This is a genomic window from Streptomyces sp. NPDC043867, from assembly GCF_056435845.1.
Map to the genome: position 1 here is coordinate 1 of NZ_JBWKDS010000011.1, position 25,795 is coordinate 25,795.

At 71.2% G+C, this 25,795-nt stretch carries 33 protein-coding genes and 2 pseudogenes; 34 read left to right on the forward strand and 1 reads right to left on the reverse strand.

Translation table 11 applies throughout. The features are described from left to right. Positions 1–463 precede the first annotated feature (463 nt). From AC069T_RS13245 to AC069T_RS13405, 33 genes and pseudogenes are all read left to right on the forward strand, one after another. A complete protein-coding gene (locus AC069T_RS13245; RefSeq protein WP_478782833.1) occupies positions 464–895 on the forward strand; it encodes a hypothetical protein in 432 nt (143 codons plus the stop codon). A gap of 307 nt (positions 896–1,202) precedes the next feature. Next, positions 1,203–2,243, forward strand: a complete 1,041-nt coding sequence (locus AC069T_RS13250; protein WP_478782834.1) for a DUF8094 domain-containing protein — start codon at positions 1,203–1,205, stop codon at positions 2,241–2,243. Between the two features lie 36 nt (positions 2,244–2,279). After that, the gene (locus AC069T_RS13255) at positions 2,280–2,636 is read left to right on the forward strand and encodes a hypothetical protein (RefSeq protein ID WP_478782835.1); all 357 of its coding nucleotides are present in this window, start codon (positions 2,280–2,282) and stop codon (positions 2,634–2,636) included. Between the two features lie 206 nt (positions 2,637–2,842). Then, the gene (locus AC069T_RS13260) at positions 2,843–3,409 is read left to right on the forward strand and encodes a hypothetical protein (RefSeq protein ID WP_478782836.1); all 567 of its coding nucleotides are present in this window, start codon (positions 2,843–2,845) and stop codon (positions 3,407–3,409) included. Beyond that, positions 3,301–4,218: a glycosyltransferase family 2 protein gene (locus AC069T_RS13265; protein ID WP_478782837.1), complete on the forward strand. Its 918-nt coding sequence runs from the start codon at positions 3,301–3,303 to the stop codon at positions 4,216–4,218. Before AC069T_RS13260 ends, AC069T_RS13265 begins: the two co-directional genes overlap by 109 nt. Further along, positions 4,218–4,400 (forward strand): hypothetical protein, encoded by a 183-nt coding sequence (locus tag AC069T_RS13270; protein ID WP_478782838.1) that lies wholly within the window; start codon positions 4,218–4,220, stop codon positions 4,398–4,400. Before AC069T_RS13265 ends, AC069T_RS13270 begins: the two co-directional genes overlap by 1 nt. A 31-nt stretch (positions 4,401–4,431) precedes the next feature. Further along, positions 4,432–4,755 carry a hypothetical protein gene (locus AC069T_RS13275; RefSeq protein ID WP_478782839.1) on the forward strand — a complete coding sequence of 108 codons (324 nt, stop codon included), beginning with the start codon at positions 4,432–4,434 and terminating at the stop codon, positions 4,753–4,755. Between the two features lie 12 nt (positions 4,756–4,767). Then, entirely contained in the window at positions 4,768–5,937 is a 1,170-nt protein-coding gene (locus AC069T_RS13280; protein WP_478782840.1) for a hypothetical protein, read from the forward strand. Between the two features lie 246 nt (positions 5,938–6,183). After that, positions 6,184–6,411 (forward strand): hypothetical protein, encoded by a 228-nt coding sequence (locus tag AC069T_RS13285; protein WP_478782841.1) that lies wholly within the window; start codon positions 6,184–6,186, stop codon positions 6,409–6,411. A 2-nt stretch (positions 6,412–6,413) separates the two neighbouring features. Then, a complete protein-coding gene (locus tag AC069T_RS13290) occupies positions 6,414–6,764 on the forward strand; it encodes a hypothetical protein (protein WP_478782842.1) in 351 nt (116 codons plus the stop codon). 21 nt (positions 6,765–6,785) lie between these two features. Next, positions 6,786–7,802, forward strand: a complete 1,017-nt coding sequence (locus AC069T_RS13295) for a hypothetical protein (protein WP_478782843.1) — start codon at positions 6,786–6,788, stop codon at positions 7,800–7,802. A 118-nt stretch (positions 7,803–7,920) separates the two neighbouring features. Continuing rightward, the gene (locus tag AC069T_RS13300) at positions 7,921–8,424 is read left to right on the forward strand and encodes a hypothetical protein (RefSeq protein ID WP_478782844.1); all 504 of its coding nucleotides are present in this window, start codon (positions 7,921–7,923) and stop codon (positions 8,422–8,424) included. Beyond that, on the forward strand, positions 8,382–9,017 hold the full coding sequence (locus AC069T_RS13305) for a hypothetical protein (RefSeq protein ID WP_478782845.1): 636 nt from the start codon (positions 8,382–8,384) through the stop codon (positions 9,015–9,017). Before AC069T_RS13300 ends, AC069T_RS13305 begins: the two co-directional genes overlap by 43 nt. A gap of 40 nt (positions 9,018–9,057) precedes the next feature. Further along, complete coding sequence (locus AC069T_RS13310; RefSeq protein WP_478782846.1) at positions 9,058–10,299, forward strand: MFS transporter; 1,242 nt, start codon at positions 9,058–9,060, stop codon at positions 10,297–10,299. A 28-nt stretch (positions 10,300–10,327) separates the two neighbouring features. Further along, entirely contained in the window at positions 10,328–10,825 is a 498-nt protein-coding gene (locus tag AC069T_RS13315) for a hypothetical protein (protein WP_478782847.1), read from the forward strand. 179 nt (positions 10,826–11,004) lie between these two features. Continuing rightward, the gene (locus tag AC069T_RS13320; RefSeq protein WP_478782848.1) at positions 11,005–11,364 is read left to right on the forward strand and encodes a hypothetical protein; all 360 of its coding nucleotides are present in this window, start codon (positions 11,005–11,007) and stop codon (positions 11,362–11,364) included. Then, positions 11,361–12,263: a relaxase/mobilization nuclease gene (locus AC069T_RS13325; RefSeq protein WP_478782849.1), complete on the forward strand. Its 903-nt coding sequence runs from the start codon at positions 11,361–11,363 to the stop codon at positions 12,261–12,263. Before AC069T_RS13320 ends, AC069T_RS13325 begins: the two co-directional genes overlap by 4 nt. Before the next feature lie 208 nt (positions 12,264–12,471). Continuing rightward, complete coding sequence (locus tag AC069T_RS13330) at positions 12,472–13,215, forward strand: hypothetical protein (RefSeq protein ID WP_478782850.1); 744 nt, start codon at positions 12,472–12,474, stop codon at positions 13,213–13,215. Then, complete coding sequence (locus AC069T_RS13335) at positions 13,212–13,802, forward strand: hypothetical protein (protein ID WP_478782851.1); 591 nt, start codon at positions 13,212–13,214, stop codon at positions 13,800–13,802. The genes AC069T_RS13330 and AC069T_RS13335 overlap by 4 nt, the downstream gene beginning before the upstream one ends. Before the next feature lie 29 nt (positions 13,803–13,831). Continuing rightward, on the forward strand, positions 13,832–14,236 hold the full coding sequence (locus tag AC069T_RS13340; RefSeq protein WP_478782852.1) for a hypothetical protein: 405 nt from the start codon (positions 13,832–13,834) through the stop codon (positions 14,234–14,236). A gap of 21 nt (positions 14,237–14,257) precedes the next feature. Next, positions 14,258–14,635: a hypothetical protein gene (locus tag AC069T_RS13345; RefSeq protein ID WP_478782853.1), complete on the forward strand. Its 378-nt coding sequence runs from the start codon at positions 14,258–14,260 to the stop codon at positions 14,633–14,635. Positions 14,636–14,908: 273 nt separating this feature from the next. After that, positions 14,909–15,298 (forward strand): hypothetical protein, encoded by a 390-nt coding sequence (locus AC069T_RS13350; protein ID WP_478782854.1) that lies wholly within the window; start codon positions 14,909–14,911, stop codon positions 15,296–15,298. Next, positions 15,295–16,101 (forward strand): SPDY domain-containing protein, encoded by an 807-nt coding sequence (locus tag AC069T_RS13355; protein ID WP_478782855.1) that lies wholly within the window; start codon positions 15,295–15,297, stop codon positions 16,099–16,101. Before AC069T_RS13350 ends, AC069T_RS13355 begins: the two co-directional genes overlap by 4 nt. Positions 16,102–16,146: 45 nt before the next feature. Further along, positions 16,147–16,491, forward strand: a complete 345-nt coding sequence (locus AC069T_RS13360) for a hypothetical protein (protein ID WP_478782856.1) — start codon at positions 16,147–16,149, stop codon at positions 16,489–16,491. Continuing rightward, positions 16,488–17,294, forward strand: coding sequence for an SPDY domain-containing protein (locus AC069T_RS13365; protein WP_478782857.1), 807 nt, complete (start codon positions 16,488–16,490; stop codon positions 17,292–17,294). Before AC069T_RS13360 ends, AC069T_RS13365 begins: the two co-directional genes overlap by 4 nt. 62 nt (positions 17,295–17,356) lie before the next feature. Further along, the gene (locus tag AC069T_RS13370; RefSeq protein WP_478782858.1) at positions 17,357–17,968 is read left to right on the forward strand and encodes a hypothetical protein; all 612 of its coding nucleotides are present in this window, start codon (positions 17,357–17,359) and stop codon (positions 17,966–17,968) included. Positions 17,969–18,096: 128 nt separating this feature from the next. Further along, positions 18,097–18,558, forward strand: a pseudogene (locus AC069T_RS13375) (SPDY domain-containing protein); the annotation flags it as partial. 244 nt (positions 18,559–18,802) lie between these two features. After that, positions 18,803–20,599 (forward strand): type IV secretory system conjugative DNA transfer family protein, encoded by a 1,797-nt coding sequence (locus AC069T_RS13380; protein WP_478782859.1) that lies wholly within the window; start codon positions 18,803–18,805, stop codon positions 20,597–20,599. A 291-nt stretch (positions 20,600–20,890) separates the two neighbouring features. Then, complete coding sequence (locus AC069T_RS13385) at positions 20,891–21,124, forward strand: hypothetical protein (RefSeq protein WP_478782860.1); 234 nt, start codon at positions 20,891–20,893, stop codon at positions 21,122–21,124. 119 nt (positions 21,125–21,243) lie between these two features. Further along, positions 21,244–22,116, forward strand: a complete 873-nt coding sequence (locus AC069T_RS13390; protein WP_478782861.1) for an adenine nucleotide alpha hydrolase family protein — start codon at positions 21,244–21,246, stop codon at positions 22,114–22,116. Next, a complete protein-coding gene (locus AC069T_RS13395) occupies positions 22,113–23,351 on the forward strand; it encodes a DNA cytosine methyltransferase (protein ID WP_478782862.1) in 1,239 nt (412 codons plus the stop codon). Before AC069T_RS13390 ends, AC069T_RS13395 begins: the two co-directional genes overlap by 4 nt. Beyond that, positions 23,351–24,472, forward strand: coding sequence for a DnaB-like helicase N-terminal domain-containing protein (locus AC069T_RS13400; protein WP_478782863.1), 1,122 nt, complete (start codon positions 23,351–23,353; stop codon positions 24,470–24,472). The genes AC069T_RS13395 and AC069T_RS13400 overlap by 1 nt, the downstream gene beginning before the upstream one ends. Positions 24,473–24,770: 298 nt before the next feature. Further along, positions 24,771–24,908, forward strand: coding sequence for a hypothetical protein (locus tag AC069T_RS13405; protein ID WP_478782864.1), 138 nt, complete (start codon positions 24,771–24,773; stop codon positions 24,906–24,908). On the opposite strand, the gene AC069T_RS13410 is transcribed toward AC069T_RS13405, so the two are convergent. Continuing rightward, positions 24,905–25,087: a hypothetical protein gene (locus AC069T_RS13410; protein ID WP_478782865.1), complete on the reverse strand. Its 183-nt coding sequence runs from the start codon at positions 25,085–25,087 to the stop codon at positions 24,905–24,907. The two genes, AC069T_RS13405 and AC069T_RS13410, sit on opposite strands and share 4 nt — an antisense overlap. A 338-nt stretch (positions 25,088–25,425) precedes the next feature. Between AC069T_RS13410 and AC069T_RS13415 the strand changes: the two are divergent. Next, positions 25,426–25,795 (forward strand): annotated as a pseudogene (locus AC069T_RS13415) (hypothetical protein); the annotation flags it as partial.

A 25,795-nucleotide genomic window follows, 5' to 3' on the forward strand; every position in this document is an offset into this window, starting at 1 on the left:
CCACACCACCCCCCCACCCCCCCCCCTCCTCCCCCCCCCCCCCCCCCCCCCCCCCCCCCCCCCCTTCCCCCCCCCTTCCCCCCCGGACCCCCCCCCCCCCCCCCCCCCCCCCCCCCCCCCCCCCCCCCCCGCCCCCACACCGTACGCGACGGTTCCCGCCGAGGCCCGCACCACGCTCTGCGTCCACGGCTTTCAGTACCACCCGCACCAAGGTGCCTTCCTCCTGCCCGCCGCGCACGGCAAGGCCGGCCAGGCCCTGCGCATCCAGGCCGTGGCAGAGCAGCTCGCTGCCCACGGCATCGGCGTCAACCTCCGGCACAGCCCGCCGCCTCCCCTCACGCGGCCTGCGCTGAACACCCGCGCCCCACTGCCGGGCGGGACGTCCACCGCCCACCGCCGCTAGCGCCGCGACGGACATCGCCCCCCTTGCTTTAGGAGATCCCACCTGTCCACGCCCTCTGCCATGCCCTTGATCCCCGCCACGGCAGGCGTCGCCACCCCCACCGATCGGGATGGCCCCTACGTATACGGGCGTCTGGTCCTCGCGCTCACCGACCAGCTCAACGGCGCAACCTCCTACGAGCACGCCGCGGCCCTCACCGACCAGGTCCTGGAACCGACCGACGGCCTGTTGGAGAGACTCGCCGAGTTCTTCGAAGCGGCGGCCGAGAAGGCCAAGGAGGCCGACCACGACGACGGGTTCGACCTCCACTATGACCTGTGGGACGCCGCGGCCACCTTGCGCAGCCTCGGTGAAGACCTGCACGTCGCCGTCGACCGGATGCGCGCCCTGGCACCCCGCGCCCCCGCACGCCAGACCACCAGGGCGACCGCCTCGGGCTCGAGCATCGGGCTACCGAAGGCGGTGCTCCCCACGCCCGGTCGCACCCGGTGAAGGCGCAAGAGCCTCCCCAGCGGGCCGCTCCGCCCGCCCGCTCGTCGGAACCGGCCGCCTGCCGCGCTGTCCGTACCCGCTCCCGTGTCACCGACCACTTCTAGAACCCTCCGCTGACCCGAGCAAACGCGGCACAATGCCCCGCTCTAGGCCAGCTTCGCGCTCCCGTCACCGCTCAGTGGAAGGCGCAACATAGCGGGCAATCCCCGGTTAGCGAAACCGGGGATTGCCCGGACTCTAGAGGCGGATCACCCACCCGCCCCCTCTCGAGGAGCACCTCATCCGCCGCCCCCTCCATCGTCTCCCCTTGGCCATCGCCACTGCCGGCGTGGCCCTGGCCGCGACCGCCTGCACCAGTGGCAGCGACAGCCCCGAGGCCAAGAACCCCGCTCCGGCCGCCAGCGCCGACAAGCAGCGGGAGCTGCCGCCCGCGCTGACCAAGCAGCAGGCACTCACCGAGATCGACCGGTACTCGACGGTCAACAACAGGGCCAATTCCGATCGCGACCGCGACCTGCTCGGCACCATCGAGGACGGCCCGCTGTACACCATGTCGGTCTCCGAGTACAAGGGGACCGAGGGCCTGCCCAAGTCCGAGCGCAAGGCGTACAAGCCGTGGGCGTACGACACGCAGAACGCCCAGCTGTACATCCCGCGGATCGCCCCCGGCCAGCCGCGCTGGTTCGCCGCCGCGCTCTCCGGCACCAAGGGCAAGGCCCCCAACCGGCTCGCCGTCTTCGCCGAACAGCCGCAGCACAAGCGGTGGGAGATGGTCTCCGTCGCCGACCTCTACGGCACGGACCTGCCCAAGGTCGCCCTGGACGCCGACGGATACGCCACCGCCGTCCCGGCCAACGACAACAAGGACCTGGCCGCAGGAGCCGACCTGCTGCGCAGCGGCATCCTGGACAACTTCGCCACCGGCGGCCAAAACTCCGGGAAGAAGATCTTCGCCGAGAGCAAGGCGCGCAATCAGCAGATCAAGGTCCACGACGAGACCGGCAAGCAGTACGGCAGCCAGGGCACCAGCACGTTCGCCGGCGCCGCCAACCGCTACCGCGACGCCTACGCGCTCAAGACCACCGACGGTGGTGCGCTGGTCTTCTTCTCCCACACCCACACCCAGACCGACACGGTCGCCCACTCCGGGCTACAGCTCAACCCCGGCAAGGACGGCCGTGCCTGGCTGCATGACATCCCGCGCCGTTCCATCCAGTACACGTTCGTCTGCAACGACGCCGCCACCGTCCCCGAGAAGGCCGTCCCCTCCACGCTCCTGGCCTACACCTGCGCCCGCACCGACGCCTCCGGCCCGCCCGTGAACTCCGCGTCCCTGCCCCGCGCGTAGCGCGGCCCTCGACTGCAACCGCACCTGGAACAGACCTTGCCCCACCCCGACTTCGAGCTGTACGACAATGTCGGCCGCGACGCCGATCAGATCGCCGCCGCCCGCTACGGCATCGCCACCGATCGCGATCTGCTGCGCTGGGCGAAGCGAGATGCCGAGCCCTTCCTGGGCGAACACCCGCTGCCGGGCACCCCGCTGCCGGGCCCGGACCTCGCCCCGTATCACGACGCACTCGCCGCCGCCGAGACACCAGCGCAGGCCAGCGCCGTCACCCAGCACCTCCTGGACGCTGCCGAACCGGTGCTCCAGGCGATCAGCGACTACCTTCTGTCCGCAGCTCGATGGGCGGCCAGCACAGCGGAGCGGAGCCACAGTCCCCGCCCAAGATGCTGATGACAGCAGCCAGTCGCAGCCTTGACGTGCTGGCCCTCGCATACCGAGCCGACCTGGCCATCCTCCGCGGCGCCTACGACCCAGCGCCGACGCCGAAGGCGCGGGGCAATGACGCGACCAGCACGGTCGCTCTCCCCCCGGCGCCGCCGAACGCCCCTCCCACCGGACCGGCCCCCGGCCGGTAACCAGCACTCCTCCGAGGCCACTTGTCCACACGCTCCGTCATCGCACGCCCCGTCGGGACCGGCTTCTGCGGCGTATACGTCCATCACGACGGCTACCCCAGTGGCCATCTCCCACTGCTCCTCGCCGCTTACCAGCACCGCTTCGCAGGAGACATCGACGCCCTGACCGAGTGCCTGATCGACCGGGTACCCATCGGCTGGTCGTCGCTCGGCGCTGACCTCCTCGCCGGCGTCCCGGCCCCCCTGCGCGCCGAACTCACCTCCCCTCGGACGCTGCCGGGGCGGCAGTACGACGAGGACCGCGCCCCAGATGCTCCGCCCGTCCGTGTCACGGACGCGGTCACCGGCGGCCTGGACTGGGGCTACGTGCTCCATCCCCACCTGGGCATCGAAGTCATTCCCCTACGCCGGGAAAAGACCGGTCCCGTCGTGCCCTGGAACACCGACCCGCGCACGCGGTTCAGCGACAACCAGTACCTGTGGCTCCCGGGGCACGCGGTGCCGGCCACGCAGCCACCGCGCCCCAAAAGGGCTCCCGCCGCCCCGAAAACCACCCCGGCAGCCGCCAAGCCCGCTGTCCGTCGCTGACCTCGCATCCCTCGCCACTGGAGAACCTTCTGTCCCCGCACCCGCGCCCCGAGATCACGGTCGTCATCGCCACCCAGCTCCGGCCCGAACGGCTGGGCTACCTCACCGAACTGCACGCCAGCCTGACCCGGCAGACCGTGCCGTGGGAGGCCGCCCTCGTCCTCGACGGCGCCGACCGAGCCCTCCTGCCCGCGCCGATCGCCGCCGATCCCCGTGTCCGCGTGGTCGAACTTCCGCGGCCAGTCGGCGCCGCAGCCGCCCGCAACCTGGGCCTGCGCACCGTCCGCACGCCCTACGTGTGCTACAGCGACGACGACGATCTGCTCAGCGACGACAGCCTCGCCGTCCGCCACCGCCGGATCACCGAGACGGGACTGGGCTGGGTCGCGGGCTGGAGCGCGGACCTGCACCCGGACGGCAGCACCACGATCTGGCGCTGCCCCACGCCGCCCGGCGTGCACCAGCCCGGCGACGTGACCGGGTACTGGACCAGCCCCGACGCGCAGATCCCGCTCGGCCAGACCATGCTCTTGGCCCGCACCGACCTTGTCATCGCCGCGGGCGGGCACGGCGGCCTGCCCCAGGGCGAGGATTTCGTCATGGTCAACGGCGTCACCAACCTCGCAGCCGGTGAGCTGTTGCCGCATACAGTCTATTTTTACCGAAAGCACTCGTCTCAGATGACGGCTGGCGGCGCGAAATTCCTGGAGCTGGAGGGCCCGGCAAGGGAGTTCGCCTTCCGTCATGGCCGTGCGCTGCGCTCCGCTCTGCGCCGTACGCGCACCGACGGGCTGGAGCTGGCGGCCTGATGCCACCCGGTGTCACCCAGGCGATCTTGGACTACCTCGCCCGGCGCCTGAACGAGGTCGCCGGGCAGCTGCCGGCCACGCACACGGACGTGGACCCGGTACGGCTGACCGACGACATCGCCCTGCTCAGTCACCACCTCAACTACGCCAGCGAGCGCGCAGGAACGCTTCGCTGCGTCTGAGGCAGCCCACCTCCCCGAGCGTCACGCCCTCATGCGCCTCGCCGAGGCGATGGCTGCGGTCGCCGGCACGCTGGGCCACCTCACCGAAGCCGTGGCCTGTGTGTCCACCGGCTTCTACCGGCAGGCTGTCCCCGGGGTGGAGACCTCCCACCTGCGTAACGACCCCAATGCGCTGCGGATCATCGCGGCAGAGAAGTGCGGCGAAGCTCGCGCCCGGCTCACCGGCGCCGCCGCATCGCTCTATGCCGAGACCAGCGCCCCGGCTCCTCGCCCGCGACTGGCCGCGAACCCGACTGCACCGCCACCCGTCCGGCGTGCTCCGCTCCCCGCCCCCATGGCGCGGAACCCGCGTTGACCACCAGGACCCATGCCGACCAGACTCCCCGCTCAGATCATCCTCAGTACCAGTCGCGCCCACGGGCTCGTCGCCATCCCTTACGGCGAGGAGCACCGCCGAGCAGCCCGTGCCTTGGAGGAAGCCGGATTCCAGCGGATCCCCAGTGGTGCGTTCGCCACTGCCCTGGCCGATGGACCGGCCGCGCGCCAGACGGCCAGGGCCCTGGTGCACTGCGCCCACGAACACGGCGCGACCATCACCACCAGCCCCCGCCGCTACCTCGCGGACTTCGGCGACGACCTCGCCGCCCGGCTGCCGGGCGCCTGGAGCGCGCAGCTGGAGCTCTACTACAACCCCTTGGTGCAACAGGACCTCATCGGCCCGCTGTGGGACAGCGGAGACCTCCTCCAGGCCCTGATCCACGAACACGTTCCCAGCGCGGTCGTCCTCAAGAACGGGGTGGGCACCGAGCTGCTGCTGATCGAGCGCCCCGGGCACAGCAGCGGCTATCTCCTGGGCGCTTTCGCCACTGAGGAGTTCGACGACAACTGGGAGGAACCGAACGCGCCGCGCAGCATCGTGCTGTCCGCCGAACCGGGTCTCGCCGCCCGCGCCGTCGCCACCACGTTCCTGCCGGCCTACAGCCGGGCCCTGCACCACCGCCGTCTCGACACGGTCATGACCGCGCTGGAGCGCATCCGGGCCGAGCACGAGACTCTGCGGGCCATCAAGGAGTCCGGCCGCTACAGCGACGGTGTGCCGCTCGCCGACGCCCGGGTGATTCCTGGGATGGAGGCAACGTTCGCCGACTACGCCTGGCTCTCCTTCCGTGACGTCCTCGAGCACGCTCCTGTCCTGCTCAGCCGGTGCCGCCCGGCCATGACTCCCTGGTCGCAGGACGCCGACGCGCTGGACCGCTTGCGCACGGCGCTCTCCGAGAGCCAGGCAGTGAGGGCCGAGGACAAAGAACTCAGGGGCGTCCTGTTCTCCGTCGACGGGTGGAAGCAGGCCCGCAGCCGCTTCGGTCTCGCCGCCCTGCCCGCGATCGAGACCTGGCTCGCCGAAAGCGAGGCGTTCGAGCGCCAGGCCCGTGCCGCTGCCCCCGGCGGACCGGTGGCGCTGGCGGCGCCGACCCCGCGCCTGCTCACCGCCCGCCCGGCACTCCCCGCCGTCCCCCGGGCCACCGCGGCACACCGCTGACCCCCGCAGAAAGAAAGGATCCGCCTTCTGACCAACCACTTCCACTTCGCCGTCCACCCCGAGCACGGCTTCGTCGCGGCCCCCACCGCCGCGGTCACCCCGCACCTGGCCGAGTGGTTCCTCACCCGCGAGCAGTTCCAGCCCGTCCCCGGCCTGCCGGGCCTGTACCGGCTCGCCCAGCCGGAGCAGGACGGCCAGCGCCGTACGCGGCAGGCTGTACAGGATCTGCGCCGCCATGGATTCCAGGTGCAGGCCGATTACTCGCTCGACCCCGCGATCACCCCCGCGCCTGCGCCCTCGTACGTGCGCAACGGGCTGCTGGAGCGCCGCCAGCGCATCGCCCAGGCCGCCGCATCCACTTCGGCGCAGCGCGCCCCCGCGCTGTCCACCGCGCCGGTGCGGACCTCGGCGCGACCGGCTGCGGTCCCCGTCGCCGGACCTACCCACGGCGCTGGGCCGGGACGGGGACGGTGAGCATGAGCAACGAGCCCATCCGCATCGCCCGCAAGCGCGGCGGCGAGGTCGAAGTCGAGGGCCCGGTGGATGAGTTCGCCGCCCAGATCCTCGACCGTGCGGGGTTCATCTTCCAACCGACCCTGCGCGGCGTGTGGATCCGGCTGCACTTCGACACTGGCCAGGAGCGCGAGAACCAGAAGGCCACCTACGCCGCCCGGATGCTCAGCGCAGCGGGCTACCAGGTCGACCTCGACCCGAACCTGTTGCCCGACGGTGGGCATCGTTCCCCCGTGCACTGGTGGCCACCGCGCACCGGAGTGGCGATGACGCCTCAGCCCGCGCCCAACTCCATTCAGCGGCACCGACGCTGACCTCTCAGGACACACAGGACCATGCCGACCTCCTCCGCCCGTATCACGCTGTACCTCAGCGGCGACGACAAGATCATCGCTCTGCCGAGCAGTAACGGCCGCAGGTGGGCCGAGACCGCCCTGGACCTGGCCGGCTTCACCCAGAACCACGACCAGATCCACACCCTGCCCCTGGATGACCAGGCCAGGGCGCGCCAAGCGCTCACGCATCTCCACCAAGCCGCCCGCGACTGCCAGGTGAGCGTCGCCACCCACCCCCGCCCCTACCTCGGCGACATCGCCGAGGCGATCGTGACGGCGCTGCCCGGCCACTGGCAAGCAGACGTCCTGGGCCTACGCGAGCCGCACGACCAGCACTACCTGCGGGACTACTTGTGGGAGACCGGGAACCTCCACACCCTTCTGGACACCCAGCCGCTGGGCTTCGCAGCGATCCTCCGCGACGGAGGCGGCACCGAACTGCTGCTGGTCGAGCGCCCCTCGGACGGCTCATACATGGTCGGCGCCCTGACGCCGAGCCCTGATCACCTCCATGCGACAGCCCCGGCCCCGCGCAGCGTCATCGCCTCCGACGCTCAACTGGCTGCCCGATTCATCCAGTCTCGCCTGCTGCCCGACTACGAGCGGGCCGTGCATCTCTCACGGCTGCACGAAGTGGAGGAGGACCTGCGCTGGGCGCAGGAGGCGCACGAGCCGGGGACGTATCCCACCATGGAGTCGCAGGCGGCGCTGTACCGGTTCCGCACTCACGCCAGGGCGTTCATCGCCACCCTGCGCAAGGGCCAGTCGCTCTCCGCCGAACAGGCCGTCTTCCTCGACCGCATGGAAGACGGCCTTGGTCTCGACGACCTGGACGACCCGGATTCCGAGGTGCTCGCCGACGCGGAGGCGGTGTGGCGTATCGACGGCGAGGCACTGATCGAGATGGCCCGTGCCGCCACACCCCCGCCCGTCGCCCCGGTAGGCCCCAAGGTGCTGCCCACAGCCGTGGCACCCCCGACAGCGGCGGTCGCCAACACCTCTGGTCCGCGCCGCTGAACCCCGAACGCCGCCACTCCACCTCGCCCCTGTTCCGGAGCACTCCATCACCGACACCACCGCCGATGACCTCGGCACCGCCATCGGCGAACTGCGCACCTTCGGCACACAGTTCGCATTGATCCATGCGCGCTTCGAGAGCGTCCCCCCTCGCTCGCCGGGCATCGACCCGGCGTGGCCCGCCGATGCGGGCATAGCGCGCGGCAGGCGCCGGGCCGGCGCCGAGGCGTTCGAGCGCCACGTATCGCCGTACGCCGACAAGCTGCTGGCCGCCGCTCGCAGCGCGGTGGACGCCATGCCGCCGGCCCGGCACCACGCCGCCTGGCGGCTGCTGATCGACGATCTGGCGCACGCCAGGGTCGAGATCCAGCGCATCCAGTCCGCCCCGGCCAGCCAGCCGGAACCGGATGCTTCCATCGCCCGCGACCTCCAGCTGTGGCCCTCTGTCCTGGCCTGGGCCGAGCGCTCCTTCATCATCAGCGACCTCGCCGAACAGCACCGCCCACGAGGCCGCCGCTGCCGCGTGAGGAACAGCATCTGTGGACGGAGCGTGCGCGAGCTGCCTGGCAGCGGGGCGGCTTGGACGCCACCGAAGCCTGGTACAGCGCCGACAACGAGCTGATCACCCTGGCCCATCTCGTCGAGCACGATGATTCGACCGTGGTCGTGCTGGCTGGTGAACTCGGCAGCGAGCAGATGCGGGTGCTCGGCCGCTACGACACCGAGTACGAGGCCCAACGCGCGGCCCCGCCCCCGGTGCCCGCGGGCGTCCTGCACCCAGACGCCCGCTCCTTCGAGCACCGAGCCCCCGAACCGGAAGCCCCGGTCGCCGAGCTGATCCGGCAGGTCGACGAGGCGCGGCACACCGGCGACGTGTACATGGCCCTGCTGGACGCGGCGGAGGACTCCGGTTTCACCCGCGCCCCGCTGCCCCGCCTGGCGGAACTCATCGGCCGCGCGGCGAAGTTCGCCGATGCCCTGGAGACGAAGCAGGGCCAGCGCACCGCCGCCCGGCTCTCGGTCCTCGCCAAACAGCTGGACGTACTGCGGGAGGAACTCGAGTCCGCCGCCCAGGACCTCGGCGTGGGCGTGCTGCCCCCGCACCGCACACCGCGCCCCATATTCCACACCTCTCCCGCGCCTCCGGCACTGACGACCACACTGCCGGCCGGACCGGCCTCGCCCCACGCCCCCGGCTCCGCCCGCCGCCGCTAGCACCCCCCGCACTGGGGTGCCTCACCACAGAAAGCACGCGTTGACCTCCACCACCGGCTCCGGCCCGCTGCTCGCGCAACGCCACGTTGCCCGTTTGCTACTCGGCACGCTGATCGGCCGCCTGCCAGGCGGCATGGCGCCCGTCGCGATCCTCCTCCTCGTCGCCGACCAGGGCGGATCGCTGAAGACGGGCGGACTGCTGTGCGCGCTGTACGGCCTGGCCTCAGCCGTCGGGCAACCGGTCCTGGGCCGGATGGTCGACCGTCGTGGACAGACCTTGGTCACCGCCACGGCGGTCCTGCTCACCACGGTCTGTCTGCTGGCCCTGTCCGCGGTCGAAATCGCCGCCCACGCCGGCCTGGCCGCCGGCCTCGTCGCGCTCGCCGGGCTGAGCACGCCGCCGCTGGAGGCCGGGCTGCGGGCCTTGTGGCCCGTGGTCCTGCCCGACGAGGCGCGGCGCCGGGCCGCGCTCGCGCTCGACACCGGCACCCAAGGGCTGATCTACGTCACCGGGCCCCCGCTGGTCGCCGTGCTGTCCACGACGACGGGACCGCGCACCGCGTTGGAGGTGACCGCCGCGCTCGGGCTACTCGGCGCCGCCGTGGTACTGAGCGCAGCGCCCTCCCGCCACTGGCGCCCCGCCCCCGCGGCCCAGCCCACCGGGGCACTCGGCCCCCTCACCCACCCGGGGCTGCGGTGGCTGTTCGTCGCGGTGAGCGGCGTCGGCTTCGCCCTGGGCGCGATGAACGTCTGGGCCGTCGCCCTCGCCGACGACCTCGGGATGGACCTGCTGTCCGGGATGATCCCGGCCGCGCTGTCTACCGGCAGTGTCGTCGGCGGCTTCCTGTACGGGCGACGCACCTGGCCGGGCACGCTCACCAGGCAACTCCTCTCGGCGGCACTCCTGTTCGCCGCCGGGTGGCTCCCGCTGATGGCGGTCGCCGGTCCCATCTCCGCGGTCACGCTGACCGCCGTGCCGGGTTTGTTGCTCACCGCAGTGATCACCTCCGCATTTCTGACGGTGGATGCCCTCGCTCCGGCCGGCACCACGACGGAGGTGTACGCCTGGCTCATCGCTGCGGTCGGCACCGGCCAGGCCGCCGGGACCGCCGTGTCCGGCGCGCTCGCCGAGCACTCTCCGATCAACGCGGCCCTTCCCGCTGTCGGCGCGGTGCTCACCGTCACCGTCCTGCTCGCCGCCCGCCGCCACCTCGCCGGCCCCGGCGCCACCGCCCGCCGCCGGGGCCGGCACCGCCGCACACCGGCTCCCGCCGCCCGCTGAACACCGCTACCCGCAAGGAAATACATCTATGGCTGTCCGCACATCCTTCGAAGTTGTCCACACCTGTGGACACACCGTGGTGCACGATCTGTCCGACCGGCCCGCCGACAAGCGGGCCTCCTTCGCCCGCTGGCTCGCTACCAAGGACTGCACCGACTGCTGGAAGGCCGCCCGCGACAACGACAGCGCCAGCAAGGAGGAGTGGCTCGCCGCCAAGCGTGCCGCCGAGCAGCAGGCCGCCGCCGACTGGTCAGCCCAGTTCGAAATGCCACCGCTCGAAGGCCCCGAGAAAGCCCTTGACTGGGGCGAGCGCTCCCGCCACCAGCTGGTCACCGCCTCCTACACCGCGCTGGTCACCGAAGGCACCTGGGACGAGGCGGACTGGGCCGCCCTCGAAGAGAAGATCCGCACGATTACCCGGGCCGGGTGGTGGATCGACCAGCGGGACGCCGAAGGCACTGACCTTCCCGAGCTTCTCGACGCCGCCACCGAGGCCGACCGCGGCACGGAGAACCCCTTCCGCTAGTACGGCGGGGCGGGCGCGGGATGCCTTATACCCGACGACCCCCGGTTAGCGAAACCGGGGATCGTCCGGACCATTGTCCTTCCACCGCCACCCCGTGCCGTTCGTGGAAGGACCCCGTTGTGCCCCAAGCCGCCCGCCCGCCATACGTTCCCGCCGACATCCTCACGCCCGACAGGGACATGACTCACGGCCACTTCGCGCCCGGCGACCAGGTCGTCATCCTCAAGGGCGTGGCCGGCGGGGAGCTGTGGGGGGATGCCATGACGGTGGTGACCCCGTCCTGGCACACGCCCACCGACGAGGACGGGTGGCGGCTGCGCGATCCCAACGGCGGCCAGCAGACTTTCGTCACCGCCCATCCCCGCTACCTGGTCCACCTGTCGCGGCGATGCCCCGACTGCCTGATCTACCTGCGCGCCCTTGAGGACTACCTGATCCCGAAGTTCGCCGACGCGGGCACCGTGATCGACTGCGGTTGGTACTCCACCACCGCGCTGAACCAGCTCGTGCACATCGCAGACGCCCGGGGCGGCCGGTGATCGCGTACATCCACGAGGCGGAGTTCTTCCCCTCCATCCCGATCTCCGCAGCCCTGGACCGTCCGATCGCCGAACAGGACGTTCTGGGTGATCTCGTGGTGGCCAGCGCGCCGCTCGACGCCAGCGTCGCCGAGGGCGGCCCGCAGGAGTGGATGTTCGCCGACTGGGAGGAGTACCTCATCGCGCCGCAGAGACTCCACCCCTACGCTGCCGGGCCGAACGCCATCGACCCCGAGATCTTCCACATGGCGGTCCGGCTGCACCCCGCCGACCGGGAACTGCACAGGCCGGAGTGGGCGGAGATCGCACAGCGGCTGACCCGCGTTGCCGGCCTCGCACCCGCCGGGGACGAGCACGCATGCCGGTGGGTCGCCCTACAGGCCCGGCCCGGCCGACTCGATGTGATCGCCAACCTCATCCGCGACGACGGCGCCTGGGCCCGGCAGCCTTACCCACTCGCCCGGGCGCTCATGGAAGAGTGCCGGCGCATCGAGGCCGACTTGGGGCTCGTGCCCGCCCAGCCCCAAGGCGGGCGCCCGCCGACCGCGCATCTACCGGCCCAACGCCTTGCGCTGCCACGGGCGGTGGCGGATCAATCCCCGCCCGCGGTGGCCGCGCAGCTCGCCACGCTGATGTGCCAGCTCGCCGACGAGACCAACGGGCCGATCGCCTCGGTGCGCAGTCTGGTCGAGCAGGCCGCCCACCGGCTGGAGGAGCTGCCCCACGTCTACGGGCCCGACGCGGCGCACCGCCTAGAGCTGATCGCCCGCCGTCTCTACGGGATCCAGCAGGACCTCGATGCCACCGCCGCGGACCTGCCCGGAGCCAGCCAGCGCGCCGCACACACCACCCGTCTGCCCGCCGCTCCGGGCACAACACGCGCCCGCCGCATCCGCTGACGGTGTCCTGGCCGCCCTCGACGAGGTCTCACAGCGACCGCCGAGTTCTACCCGGGCCTAGGCCGGCGCAGCCGATGCCCAGGCGAGCGCGAAGCCTCCGCCGTCTGCGGCTGCCCGCCACCGCCCCGGACCACCACCACGCCCGGTCCGCCGCCCGCTTCCCGGCTCCCGCCGGACGGCGGCGCTGACCCCCGCCTCCAAGGAATCCATGCCCGATCCCACCCCTGATCTCGCTTCCTTCGTCATCGCCCTCGCCGACGAACTCCCCGGCAACTGGATCAGCGAGCACCAGACGCATACGCAGTACCCCGACCAGTTCGCCCGCGCCGAACACGTCTGGGACATGAACCTGCTCGCCCATGCCATCGCCGAACACGTTCTGGGCCAGGACGCCGTCCTCACACGCGACGATGGCACCCGCCTGTACGTCATCGCGCGCCCCCGCCACGGTGAGGAGTTCCTCGTCGGCGCGATGGCTCCCGCCGGCATCCGCCCGGAAGCCTTCCGAACCGTACGGGAGCCCGACGGCATCGCCGTCCCCGACGATCCGGCGCGGGCCGCCGAGGACATCACCACCGATCTGCTGCCCCGCTACGACAAGGCCCTCGCCCAGGTCCACGACAACGCCGCTCGCATGTCCGCGGCATCGGCCCCCGAACTCGTGGTGATCACCATGACGGGGCGGGACTTCCACGTCACCAAGCCCGAGCGGCCCGAGGCCGCCCAGATCCTCACCGACAACGGCTGCGTCTACGACCAGGACCAGGGCGTCTTCGTGCTGCCCGGCGAGGACACCGCCGTGCAGGCCCAGGCCATCCAGCGGGCAGCCGCGCAGCTGGACCGGCTCGGCATCGGCGTCAGCGTGCGTCTCCCGCCGGCCAAGCCCGCCCTGGAGACCGCGCCAGTTCCGGCCCCCGCCCCGACGGCAGCACCCGCGGCCCGCACCCGATGAGCAGTGCGACGGACAGCGAGCCGACGTTCTTCGTCCTCGACTACGTGACCATCACACGGGACCCGAAGACCCAGCTCGTCGTGGCGATCGGTGGTGACGAACGCGCCGAGGGGATTTTGCAGACCGCCGGGGGCTTCATCTCCGCCGCCGCCCACGCACTGCTGCTGGCCGGATTCAGCGTGCACCTGGATCCCACACTCAACGTCCTCGCGACCGCTGACGGCGACCGACAGGCCGCCCACCGCTACCTTGAGCGACTCGCCGAACGCGCCGCTCGCGCCGCCGACGACCAGGAGATCTCCCGGGTCCTCACCGAGATCGCCGCACCCCACGACGGGCTCCTGCCGCGCCTGGTGCAGACCCTGATCTCCACCTGGGCCTCGTGGATCCAACGCCTGGAGAACGCCGGACACGAACCAGAGCCGGCGGAACGGCTGATGGAGACCACCAGCAGCCTGTCCCATCACGCCCGGCGGATCGAGCTGATCCGCAACCAGGCCACCCGCCCCACTACCACTACCGCTCCCGCACCGGCCACCGCCCCTGCGCCAACCACCCCGTCCAAGCCGCCTGCCCGGCGGAGATAACCCTCTGTGAGAAGGGAGAAGCCCCACCCGTGGGCAACAGAGCCGACGACGAAGGCACCGACGTCGAGATCTACCGCAAATCCCTGACCGACACCATCCACGCCGACACCCCCACCGGTGCATCCGAGCAGCTCCTGGCCCTGCTGGATGCCCTCGGCCTGGAACGCAAGACGGCCGGCCCCATCTACGTCTGGCACGAAGTCCCCGACCACCTCGACGAGGACGAGAAGAAGAAGGTCGCCACCCGGTCCATCCCCTCCCTGCTCCTGGCCGGATACGTGGTCAACATTCCCGACGACCTCTTCGACCCCGCGGCCTACCAGGAAGCGGTCGCAGACATCCGCAATCACCGTCATCCCACCGCCGCCCTCCCGCCCGGCAGCCAGCCCGCGCCCAAGGCCCCGAGCCGCGCCGCCCCCGCGGCCCGGCGGTAACCCCACCCGGAGCCTTCACCCATGACGCTCGCCGACGAGCACGAAGTGGACGTGCTGGTCTATCACCGCGACGGCACCATCTACGTCGACAGCCGCACCGGCGCCCCCGAACACCTCCTCGGACTGCTCGACAGCCTCGGTCTCGAACGGCACTGCGCCCCCGAAGAGAACGACGAATGGCACCAAGTCCCCGAACAGATGGATGAGATCGGCCTGAAGCAGATGGCCGACCGCGCCGTCCCCCTGCTGACCGGAGCCGGATACCGGGTGTCGATCGACACGGTCATCGGCGGCACCGCCTACCGGGCCGCACTCGCCGCAGCATCGCAGAAACCCCCCACCCCTTTCCCTCCCGGTCCGCCAGCCGCACAGGACCAGCGCATGCGCCGCTCCCCATGAACGTCCCACCGGCCGGCCCGGAAGGGGCCGGCGGCCCCGCCACCGAGAAAGTCCGCACATCCCCGCCCCCGACCGCACGCCCCCGCCCATCACCGCCAGCCGGAAGCCGCGCCTGGCCGCGGCCCTGTTCCGCCGCTACCTGCGCGCCGTCGTCGTCGGCAGCCGTGAACACCCCATCCCTGTAACCGGCGCCCGGTCAGAGGCCGCCCACAGTGAAGCCCGCCGCCTCGGCCGCCGCAGCTGACCACCCCTCTCCCTCGCCCCAGGAGGCTCATGACCGACCCGTCGTCCTATCCCGTACGCCTCGCCGAAGACATCGCCAGCCTCATCAAAACCCTGGACGCCCACCTCGACCAGGCCACCCCGCGCCAAGCGGCCGAAATCCTCGGCAAAGTCCTCGACACCGAAGACGGCGTCCTGACCCGGGTCACCGACCTGGTCGGCACCGGGTCCCAGTTCGCCCAAAGGCAGGCCCACCGCGGGATGCTCCCGCCCGAAGTGTGGCTCGCCCCGGGCCGGGCCTCCAACGAACTGGCGAGCGTCGGCATGGACCTTGACGAGCACGCCGAGGACCTCAAGCAGCTCGGGGCACCATCCGCCACGGCAAGCACCGCGCCGCCCAAGCCGGTTGCCTCCGCCATGGTCGTCAGGAGGAGCCGGTGAAGCAGCAGTGGACCGGCTGGGGCGCCAGCGTCCCACAGGCCGAGCAGCACTACCTGGTGGAGCCCCGCTACCTCGCCGACGGCGGAGATCTCCGCCACATCGCCGACTTCCTGCGGGCCTCCGGCTGGAACGACAAGTCCAAGACCGGCGGTCCGCTGGTCTTCGACAGCCCGGACAAGTCCGTCCGCATCGGGTACGACCCGTTCATCCAGCCCGGCGGGTGGACCATCTCCGGGAAGGCCACCCCCGGCCAGGAAGCCTGGCACGCGACCCTCACCCGCCAGACCCCCGTGGAGATCGTCGCCGGATTCACCGACGCCCTCACCCGGCCCCGCTCCGCGCACGCGCCCAACGTGTGGGCGCCGCTGCAGGAGCAGCGCTGGAAGACCGAGCAGGGCCAGCACTTCACCGCCATGAGCCCCGACGGCGGCGCCTGGGTCCAGTTCCACCAGTCCCAGCCCGGCGAGGCGGTGTGGTGGGCCGGGGCCCGCAACGAGCACGGACGGATCTGGGACGCCACCTTCACCGCGTCCACGCCGATGCACCTCATCGAGTCGTTCAGCGCCGCGCTGGCCGACCCGCAGCAGGTCATGCGCCCGCGCGGCCACGTGCCGCCGTGCACCCGCATCCGCACCACGTCGGTGTCAGTGCGGCCCGATGAGCTGTCCGCCTGGCAGCAGGCCCGGGTTCGAGCTGCCCGCGCCGCCACCTGGGCCCGCAACTCCTGGGCCACCACCCGGCCCCGCCGCCAGGCACCCACCGCCGGCCCGTACGCCCAGGCAGGCTCCCGCGCCCGCCGCTGACCGGCCCTCCACCCGTCCCCGCCCTCGCACCGAAAGCACCCCGACTTGCCCCACCGCACACCCGATGCCCCCACCCCCGACCAGGTCCGTCAGGCCACGAGCACCCTCGCCGACCTCGCGGCCTACCTCCGTACGCATCCTCCGCTCGACGACGTGCTGCCCCTGCTCGCGCCGCTGCTCGACGAGGACGACGGCGTCCCGATCCTCCTCGGCGACGCCCTGCGCTGCACCGAGCACCTCATCGGCCAGCAGGCCGCATACCCCGTGAGTGACGAGACCCGACTGGCCATGGAAGCCTTCCGCGAAGCCGCCCAGGAGTTCACGGACTGGCACGTCCTGCACTGGGACGTACAGCGGCTGCGTATGCAGACCGGCGCCCCGGGGCGATGACCGACCCCTACCTGCCCACCCGCGGCAACGCCCCTCACGACACCATCTGGTTCGAGACCCAGCCCCGGAACATCACCCAGGCGCTGCGGGCCGCGGGCTGGGCGAACCGCTCCGACCCCGCCTTCCCCCACGTCCTGCTGGTCAGCCCCGACTACCGGCACAGCGTGGTACTGGAGCCCGACCCCGAGCCTTACGGGGCATGGTGGCGTATCCGCGGCCAGGAGGAGGACGGCCGGCGCTGGTACACCGAGTTCGGCGCGCACACCCCCGTGGAGATCCTCGCCCACCTCACCGACGCCCTGCTCGAGCCCGCTCCCGGGCAGACGCCGCCGATCTGGTCGCCCCTCACCGCGGCGGGCTGGTCCTACGAGCGCGACGTCCACGGCAACGAGATGGCCCGCCACCCCGACGGCATCCTCAGCCTGGAGCGGTGGTCCGTCGAACCGGGTGAGACCTTTCACTGGCGGGCCCAGGCCGCCCTGCCCAACGGCGGCGGTGGCTTCGAACGCATCTGGCACGCCTACCTCGACGACCAGATGCCGCCCCGCCAGATCGCCGCCTTCACCACCGCCCTGGCCAGTGGCGAGCCCGTCCAGCGCGGCATGTACGACGTCCCGCACTCCCACCTGGTCACCCGGAAGCAGCGTGGCCCGCAGGGCGAGCAGCTCGCCTCCGCACACGAAGTGCGCCTCAAGGCCATCCGGGCCGCTGCGCGCAAGGGCCGCCGCATGACCGCGCTCACCACGGGTCGGCCCGCAGCCCTGCCTGCACCGGCCGCTCCCGCCCCCGGCCGGGTCCGCTGACGAGCCGGGCGGCACTCCCGCCCGGCTCACCACCCTGTTCCATTCTTCGTCTGAGAGCGCCCTTGTCCCCAACCGCCCCCACCGCCGCCCCCGATGAGATCCACCGCGAGCGCCTGCACCAGCTCGTCCTCTTCCTGCGCGAGAGCGAGCAGATCCTCGCCGACTTCGACGCCTGGCGAGAGGAGCACAGCGACCTCCACGGCTGGCCCCTGGACGACGACGAGCACAGCCGTCGTGCCGTCAAACGCGACGCGGACACCTGGCGGTCCTTCAACCGCGTCCGGTCCTTCGCCAAGGACCTGCTGGCCACCGCCGAAATCCAGGTGCAGCAGCTCAACCCCGCCCACATCCAGTCCCGCTGGCCCTGGCAGCTCGGCGCCCTCGATCACGCCCTGAAGCAGCTCGGGACGCTACAGCAGCAATGGCACGAAGCCCGTGACGCGCTGCCCCCGACCGCCCGGCCGGGCACCTTCGCGTACGACGACGCGCTCGCCGAACGCAACGAGGAAGCCTGGCCCTACCTCGACGACTGGGCCAGCCACGGCAAGGCCATCCTCGAAATCCAGGCCGCCGTCCAGGACCTCCCGCCGCGCTCACCAGCTCTGGCCCCAGCCACGACGCACGCACGCCCGGCGGCTCGCGCCGCGGCGCCGTCCTCCGTGGCTAGGAGGTGACCGGCGTGCCGCACGACATCGACGTGGTCCTGGTCGCACCCCGCTACCTCACCGGCCCCGGCGACCCGGCCTGCGTCACCGTCCCGCTCCACCGCGCCTGCCGCTGGAGCACCGCCGAGGATCCGCTCGTGCCCCGGGTCATCCTGACCAGCCCCGACCAGCTCGCCCAACTGCGCATCGACCCGGACCCCGACCCGGCCGAACCGTGGTGGACCCTGCGCCACGCCCACCACGGCGACCAGCGGGCCTGGTCGGTCACCTTCGACGCCCAGACTCCGGTTGAGATCATCGCCGCGGTCACCGACACCCTCACCGACCCCGCCGCGCCGCCGACCGAGCCCGGCGATCCGTACGAGCTGCTGCGCGCGGCGGGCTGGCAGGCTCCCCGCCACCACGACGGTCGCACTTCGATCGCGGGCATGTCCTCGCCCGACGGCCTGGCCCGCGTCGACCGCCTCGTCCGCGAAGACGGCCGCACGGAGAGCTGGTTCGTCGAGACATCCGTCCCCCACCTCCCCACCCTCTGGCGTGCCTACCTGGACGGCAACACCCCGCCCCACCTGGTCACCGCGCTCTTCGAGGCACTGGCCGACGAAACGCCCCTCGTCCGTGAACCGCACCGCGTCCCACACCTGGCGGTCACCCACGGCCGCACCACCACCGGCCGAGTGAGCGCCGAGACCCTCGCCTTCGCGCTGGAGCACCGCGTCGCCGCCCTTGCCCAGCGCAACGCCCCGACACCACCGGCCACGCCGCCCTCCGGACCGCACGTGCCCAAGCCGCGCCGGCCCGCTGACCGGTCAACCCCCGCCCCTCCCCTCTGGAACCGCCCTCTTGCCCCAGCCCTCCTCCCCCCAGTCCACCGACGCCACAGACATCGCCTTCAAGATCCTTCTTGGGGCCATCGCCGTCGCCGTCCCCCTGTCCAACCTCGCCTGGCTCGGCGGGCAGATCACCGCCTGGGCCACCGGCTCCGGACCCGGCGCCCCCTACCAGCCCGTCCAGGCCCTCCTCCACCCCGACCAGCTCTGGCCCGACCTGAGAGAAACGTCCCTGCTGATCGGCACGCGCATCCTGCCCGGCGCCGTGCTGCTCGCCCTCGGCATCACCGCCGCCGTTCTGGTCAAGCGCCACAAGGGCAGCAGCGGCGGGCGCAAGAAGCGCATCGACGGCATGGCCAAGCAAAAGGACATCGAACCGCTGATGGCCAAGGCCATCGAGGCGAAGGCCCGCTCCCTGCGCCCGAGCCTGAAGAACGCCAAGCACATCGAAGCCAAGGACACCGGCATCCTCCTCGGCAACCTGCAGGGCACCCGGCATGAAGTGCGCATGGGATACGAGGACGTCGCCGTAGCGATCATGGCGCCACGCTCGGGCAAGACCACCTCACTGGCGATCCCCTCCATCCTCAACGCACCAGGCCCCGTGCTCCTGACCTCCAACAAGGCGGCAGGAGACGCCTATACCGCGACGATCGACGCGCGGGCGAAGATCGGCCGGACCTGGTCGATGGACCCGCAGCAGATCGCCCACGCCAAACGCGAGATGTGGTGGAACCCCCTCGCTACCGCCAAGACTCTCGACGGAGCAGGTCGTCTCGCCGGGCACTTCCTCGCCGCGAGCGTGGACGCCTCCCAGCAGGGCGACTTCTGGTCCAAGGCGGGATCGAACATCCTCTCCCAGCTCTTTCTGGCCGCCGCTCTCGACGAGCGCCCCATCACCGACGTGATGCAGTGGCTGGCCTTCCCCGCCGACCGCACCCCGCTCGACATCCTGCGCGACCACGGCTTCACCGCGGTCGCCTCCCAGCTCAAGGGCACCGTCGAGGGTCCGCCGGAAACACGCGACGGCATCTACGAGACCGCCCGACAGTACGCCGCCGCGCTGCTGAACTCGGAGATCGCCGCGTGGGTGACCCCGCAGAAGAACGTCGAGGAGTTCCGGCCGGAGGAATTCGTCACCTCCACCGACACCTTGTACCTGCTGTCAAAGGACGGCGGAGGCGGCGCCTCGGCGCTCATCGCCGCGTGCGCGGACGCCGTGATGCGGGCCGCGACCGCCCAGGCCGAGCGCGCCGGCGGACGCTTGGACCCGCCGATGCTCGCGATCCTCGACGAGGCCGCCAACGTCTGCAAGATCAGCGACCTTCCGGACCTCTACTCCCACCTCGGCAGCCGCGGGATCATCCCCATCACGATCCTGCAGTCCTACCGCCAGGGCCAGAAAGTCTGGGGAGACGCCGGCATGGACGCCATGTGGAGCGCCTCCACGATCAAGGTCATCGGCAGCGGCATCGACGACCCCGACTTCGCCGACAAACTCTCCCGGCTGATCGGCGACCACGACGTGGAAACCACCTCCACCTCGCACTCGGAGTCCGGCAAGAGCACCTCGGTGTCGATGCGGCAGGAACGGATCCTGGCCGCCGACGCCATCCGCGCCCTGCCCAAGGGCACCGCGCTCTGCTTCGCCACCGGCATGCGCGCCGCGATGCTCGACCTGCGCCCCTGGTACCTCGAACCCGGCGCCGACGAGCTGTCCGCCGCCTCCGCCCGCGCGTCAAAGGGCATCACCGAGCGAGCCGTCGCCAAGGCCGCCCCAAAGCAGTCCGACTTCGGCCCCGCCGCGTAGGACTCGCCCTTAGCCCTCGATCCGCTGTGCACGCGGCGCCCTCCACATCGACGCACCGGCCGTCAGCAGAACAGCCACCTCAAGGACGCCGCGCAGCAACTCGACGTGGGGGGCGACCGCCTGCCACTACCTCGCCACCAGCATCACCAACAGCCTCCCAGCCGCCGCGCCCCACCAACCGCATGCCGCCCGGCATCAGGCCGTGCCCCCGGCTGAACGACACCCAGCACGCGGCGCTGAAGGCACTGGCTCAGGGCGGCGGGCAGCTCTGCGAGGGGGCCCGAAAGGGGGGTGGCCCGCGTCGTCGCCAAGAACGGCTCGCGCATTCCCGTCGCCACCTTCCGGGCCCTGGCCAAGCGCGGCCTGGTCACCGCGGACACCGGCGAGTCCTTGCTCATCGGCCAGGAGATCACAGTCACCGAGCAGGGACAGCGCACCCTGGCCGAGCACCGCCCCGCTCCTGTGCCCACCGTGGCGGCAGCGCCCGCGCCCACGACACCCTCCGTGCCGCGCGCACGCCGATAGCGGGCGGCCCCGCGGCCCTGAGCCTCCTCCTTTCCCCGCCCCATCCTCAAGGACGCACCATTTCCCAATCTCCCGCCTTCACATGCATTTCTCTAGGCGTTGGAGTTCAATCCAGTGCCATGCTCGCCCTGTCCGCCAAGGGCATCCTCCCCAAGGTCGATTACGCGATATTCGCCGATACCGGCTGGGAACCACAGACCGTTTATCGACACCTCGACCGACTGGAGCACGACATTGCCGCCCCGGCCGGAATCCCCGTTCTGCGCGTCTCCTCCGGCAACATCAGAAAGGACGCACTCGACCCGAATCATCGCTTCGCATCCATGCCGCTCTACACCCTGAACAAGGATGGCAAGCCTGGAATGGCCAGGCGCCAATGTACAGGTGAGTATAAAATCAAGCCCCTGAAGAAGAAGGTGCGCGAACTCCTCGGATATCCCTATCCGGCACGCACCCCGAGAGACGTCTACGTGGAACAGTGGGTCGGCATTTCGACAGACGAATTCCACCGCGCCAAGGACTCCGATGTCAAATACATGCGGAACCGCCATCCGCTCATCGATATGGGCTGGTCAAGAGCCGACTGTGTCAGATACTTGACGTCACTGGGACTGGCAGACACGCCCAAATCTCCTTGCCTTGGCTGCCCATTCCACGGAAACTCGCAGTGGAGATCCATACGTGACTCCTCGCCGCAGGAGTGGGCGGATGTGGTGGCCTTCGACGCGGCCATCCGGAAGGGAAATGCGCGCGCCAACGCCACCGGCAACCGCCTGCTAGGCGAGGCATTCCTCCACCGCTCGCGCGTGCCTCTCGACCAGGCGCCGATCGACCACGTCACTGCCGCCGAATGGGCCGCCCTGCAACAGGAACTCGGCGACAGCGAAGCAGACGCCCAGGAACTGGAAGACGGCGTTATCGATGGCTGCTCCCCGTGGGCCTGCCGCGGTGAAGTCGAGCTGGCCCAGGACGACTTCGGGCTGGCCTCTTGATAATTGACTTGTTCGCTGGTCCTGGGGGATGGAGCCAGGCCCTGACCGTGCTCGGCGCACGGGACGTGGGCCTGGAATGGGACGAGTGGGCGTGCAAAACCCGCGCAGCGGCGGGGCAGGTGACGATCCGCACCGACGTCGCGGCCTATCCCGTCTGGCCGTTCCTCGGCAGGACCATCGGGCTGATCGCGAGCCCTCCCTGCCAGGCGTGGTCGATGGCCGGCAAACGCCTCGGGCTCGTTGACCAGCCCCTGGTCCACCAGGCTGTCACCGACCTCGCCCATGGCCTGGACACCCGCGAGAAGCTCCTGGCCGCCTGCCGCGACGAACGCTCGCTACTCGCCGCCGAACCCATGCGCTACCTGCACGCACTGCACCAGCACGGTCAGCCGGAGTGGGTCGCGATGGAGGAGGTCCCCGACGTGTTGCCCCTGTGGCGCCAGTACGCCGCGATCCTCCGCAGCTGGGGGTACTCGGTCTGGGCCGGGATCTTGAACGCGGCCGACTACGGGGTCCCCCAGACGAGGAGGCGGGCGATCCTGCTCGCCTCGCGCACGCAGACCGCCGAGCCGCCACCGCCCACCCACGCCAAACTCGCCGAGCCCGACTCGCTGTTCGGGCCGGGCCGCGCTCGGTGGGTGTCCATGGCGGAGGCGCTCGGCTGGGGCGCCACTGATCGCCCGGTGCCGACCGTCTGCGCCGGCGGCGGGCCAGGCGGTGGGCCCGAGCCCTTCCCCTCCGGCTCCCGTAAGACGCTCAGCGACGCCCGCGACCGCGGCACCTGGAAGCCGCACCCGCCCGTCAATTCCGCTGTCTCTCCGTCGCCTTGTCGAACCGAGCGCGCTGTCACCACTGGGCCTTCCGCCGTAGGCGCTTCGCCTGCGGTCTGGCGCTGGGCATTGCGCAACAACAGTCAGGCCAACGCCACCGTCCGCAGCATCGACAAGCCGGCCGGGACGCTGTTCTTCGGCCACCGGGCCAACGAGTGCGTGTGGCAGGCCGAGCCGGTCACTCCCACGCCGCCGGGCACAGTCCCGGCCCCGGATCCGATCCGGATCACCGCGGCCGAGGCCGGCGTCCTGCAGACCTTCCCCGCCGACTACCCGTGGCAAGGCAACAAGGGCCAGATCTTCAGCCAGGTCGGCAACGCGGTCCCGCCCCGGCTCGCAGCCCACCTGCTGGCACCGCACCTCGGCAAAACCTTGTCCCCCGACGACTTCACCCTGGCCGCCTAATGCCCCATCCCTCCGCACCCGACGAGCACGACGACCTCGACGGCCTTCCACCGCCCCCACCCGTGCACTACGCCGAACAATCCCTGCTCGGCGCCCTCCTGCTGGACCCCCACCGCCTCGAAGAGATCGGCCCCCTGGACCCGGACGACTTCTCCAACCACGCCCACGGCGAACTGTTCCGCGCCATGGGCGCGGTGCCGGCACCCGACGCAGAGCAGCACCGCACCAGCCCGGCCTGGCTGAACACCGTCCTGAACGCCGCCCGGCCCCATGCCCCCGGGCTGAGCGCTTCCTACCTGCACATCCTCATCCAGGTCTGCCCCTGGCCGCGACACGCGGCCACGTACGCCCGGATGATCCGCGCCGACCACGCCCGCCGCAGCCTGCGCATCCACGCCGGGCGCCTGGCCCAGACCGCGGTGGACACCACCCTGCCCCACCGCGCGAAGGCCACCGTCCAGCAGGCCGACACCCTCGCCCGGTTCCTGGACGATCTCTCCGGCCGCTTCGCCCCACACCCCGGCTCCCTGCCGCGCACCCCGCTGCCGCCATCTCCCGCCAGGGACACCAGCGAGGACGCCCGCGACGAGGAACGCCTCCTGATCGCCACCGCGACCGCGTACCCCGCCGAGGCCCGGGAGATGCGGTGGCTTGTTCCAAAGGACTTCGCACTACCCCTGCACGCGGCGCTGTGGCAGTGCCTAACCGCCCTCACATACCGCGGCGATGCCGTCGACCCGATCACCGTGCTCTGGGAAGCCCAGCACCGCGGCCTGCTCGCACACGACATCGCCCCGGCCGACCTGCTGGCCCTGCTCTCCACGCCCGTCGGCTCACCCGAACACTGGGGCGAGAAGGTCCTGCAGCGCGCCCTGCTGGCCCGCGCGCAGACCGTCGCCGCCCGCATCACCGCCCTCACCGACGACCCGGCCAACAGCCCCCACCAGCTGATCACCGGCAGCCGACGGGCCCTGGCCGACCTGACCGCCGTGCGCTCCCGCTGGCAACAGGCCACCAGCCCGGCCACGCCGCGCACCGCGCGCCCGGGCCGCACCTCGGCTGCCCCTCGGGCCGGGCCACCACCGCGGACCGCCCCGGCCCCCGTCCGCGCCATCCGCTAGAATCCGCGGTCCGGGCCGACCTCCGTATCGGCCCGGACCGGCGAAACGAGCCCCTCATGCCCGACGCGCACGTTCACCTCGTCCGGCACCCCAGCACTCCAGCTCCGTCGTCGCCGCCTCACCGGCAGCACGCTGCACACCGCCCACGCCACCCTCGCCTCGGAAGGTCGCCGGCCGGTCGGTGATTGCACGATGCTCCTCGTCGGTATCGACCACAAGGAGTCCTACTACGCCAACGTCACCGCCTGTCGGCGTACACCTGTCGGCGTACAAGCGAACGTTCAGGTGTACGGCCGACATGTGGCACCTCACCGCGACCGGCACCACCCCCGCCCCCGTACTCCAGATCCTGCTGCAGCACTTCGCCGAAGGAGACGCATGGGAGACCGCCATCGGAAGCCCCGTCGACGAGAAGACCGTCACCCCCGCCACCTAGCCCCTCACCGACGCCGGCTGGAAGCACACCCTCGACGGACGCTGGATCCGCTGGACGAGCCCGTCCGCGGAGGCCGACATCCAGTTCGACGCCTTCGCCACCCAGCAACCGAACAGCTCACTCGCCACCTGGACCATTTGCGTCGGCACCAGCATCGACCACCCCACCTGGACCGTCACAGCCTCCCTCTACGGCTCCCGCCGCGCTGCTGGCCGACCTCCCCGAGTGCCTAGCCCACGGCACCGGAGTCCGGACGCGCACCCATGAAGATGAAGCAGACCGCACACCTCACCACCGCCGCATGGCTCTACCTCCTGGAGCAGCCACGGCACAGCCCAACCGATCCCGCTGAGGGAGTTTGACCCGTGCCCAACCCTCAGTCACAGCGCACAGTTGGCCGGGCATCGGTCATCGAACACCGACGGGCAGGGGATCGGGCTTCTGGGGCGAGACTATGGTGAGATCGGTGGCGGCACGACGGCGTCACCGCAGAATGATGGGAGGCAGGAGTTGACAGGTGGCAAAAGCTGACCGGCTGCCGTTGCCGCTCAGACCGGACGCACGGCTTTGGATGACCGTCTCGCCGCAGCGGAGGGTTCTCGGTGTTGTGCACAACATCACGTCAGCCACCCGGCTCCTGGACCTTCTTGCGGTCTTCGACGCCGACGAGCGGATTCAGGTTGTCTTCTCCTGCACAGATTCCTCCGCCCTGGACGGAGGCGTGTCCGATTTCTTGCTCCGCCGGGGAATGCTGACGATTCCTTGGCGGGTCGCCGTCGCGGAGAATTTCGATCTCGCTCTCGCTACAAATCGAGGCGGAGACTTGCACAAGCTTCGAATTCCGCTGATTGCCGCACCCCATGGGGCCGGGTATAATAAATACTTGA

Bases quoted from the DNA above. Each gene is read 5' to 3' on its own strand.
- AC069T_RS13320 (WP_478782848.1), top strand. From the start codon at position 11,005: ATGACTCACGGCCACTTCGCGCCCGGCGACCAGGTCGTCATCCTCAAG.
- AC069T_RS13345 (WP_478782853.1), top strand. From the start codon at position 14,258: ATGACGCTCGCCGACGAGCACGAAGTGGACGTGCTGGTCTATCACCGC.
- AC069T_RS13290 (WP_478782842.1), top strand. From the start codon at position 6,414: ATGAGCAACGAGCCCATCCGCATCGCCCGCAAGCGCGGCGGCGAGGTC.
- AC069T_RS13350 (WP_478782854.1), top strand. From the start codon at position 14,909: ATGACCGACCCGTCGTCCTATCCCGTACGCCTCGCCGAAGACATCGCC.
- AC069T_RS13245 (WP_478782833.1), top strand. From the start codon at position 464: ATGCCCTTGATCCCCGCCACGGCAGGCGTCGCCACCCCCACCGATCGG.
- AC069T_RS13405 (WP_478782864.1), top strand. From the start codon at position 24,771: ATGTGGCACCTCACCGCGACCGGCACCACCCCCGCCCCCGTACTCCAG.
- AC069T_RS13275 (WP_478782839.1), top strand. From the start codon at position 4,432: ATGCGCCTCGCCGAGGCGATGGCTGCGGTCGCCGGCACGCTGGGCCAC.
- AC069T_RS13270 (WP_478782838.1), top strand. From the start codon at position 4,218: ATGCCACCCGGTGTCACCCAGGCGATCTTGGACTACCTCGCCCGGCGC.
- AC069T_RS13390 (WP_478782861.1), top strand. From the start codon at position 21,244: ATGCTCGCCCTGTCCGCCAAGGGCATCCTCCCCAAGGTCGATTACGCG.
- AC069T_RS13315 (WP_478782847.1), top strand. From the start codon at position 10,328: ATGGCTGTCCGCACATCCTTCGAAGTTGTCCACACCTGTGGACACACC.
- AC069T_RS13335 (WP_478782851.1), top strand. From the start codon at position 13,212: ATGAGCAGTGCGACGGACAGCGAGCCGACGTTCTTCGTCCTCGACTAC.
- AC069T_RS13295 (WP_478782843.1), top strand. From the start codon at position 6,786: ATGCCGACCTCCTCCGCCCGTATCACGCTGTACCTCAGCGGCGACGAC.
- AC069T_RS13330 (WP_478782850.1), top strand. From the start codon at position 12,472: ATGCCCGATCCCACCCCTGATCTCGCTTCCTTCGTCATCGCCCTCGCC.
- AC069T_RS13400 (WP_478782863.1), top strand. From the start codon at position 23,351: ATGCCCCATCCCTCCGCACCCGACGAGCACGACGACCTCGACGGCCTT.
- AC069T_RS13280 (WP_478782840.1), top strand. From the start codon at position 4,768: ATGCCGACCAGACTCCCCGCTCAGATCATCCTCAGTACCAGTCGCGCC.
- AC069T_RS13365 (WP_478782857.1), top strand. From the start codon at position 16,488: ATGACCGACCCCTACCTGCCCACCCGCGGCAACGCCCCTCACGACACC.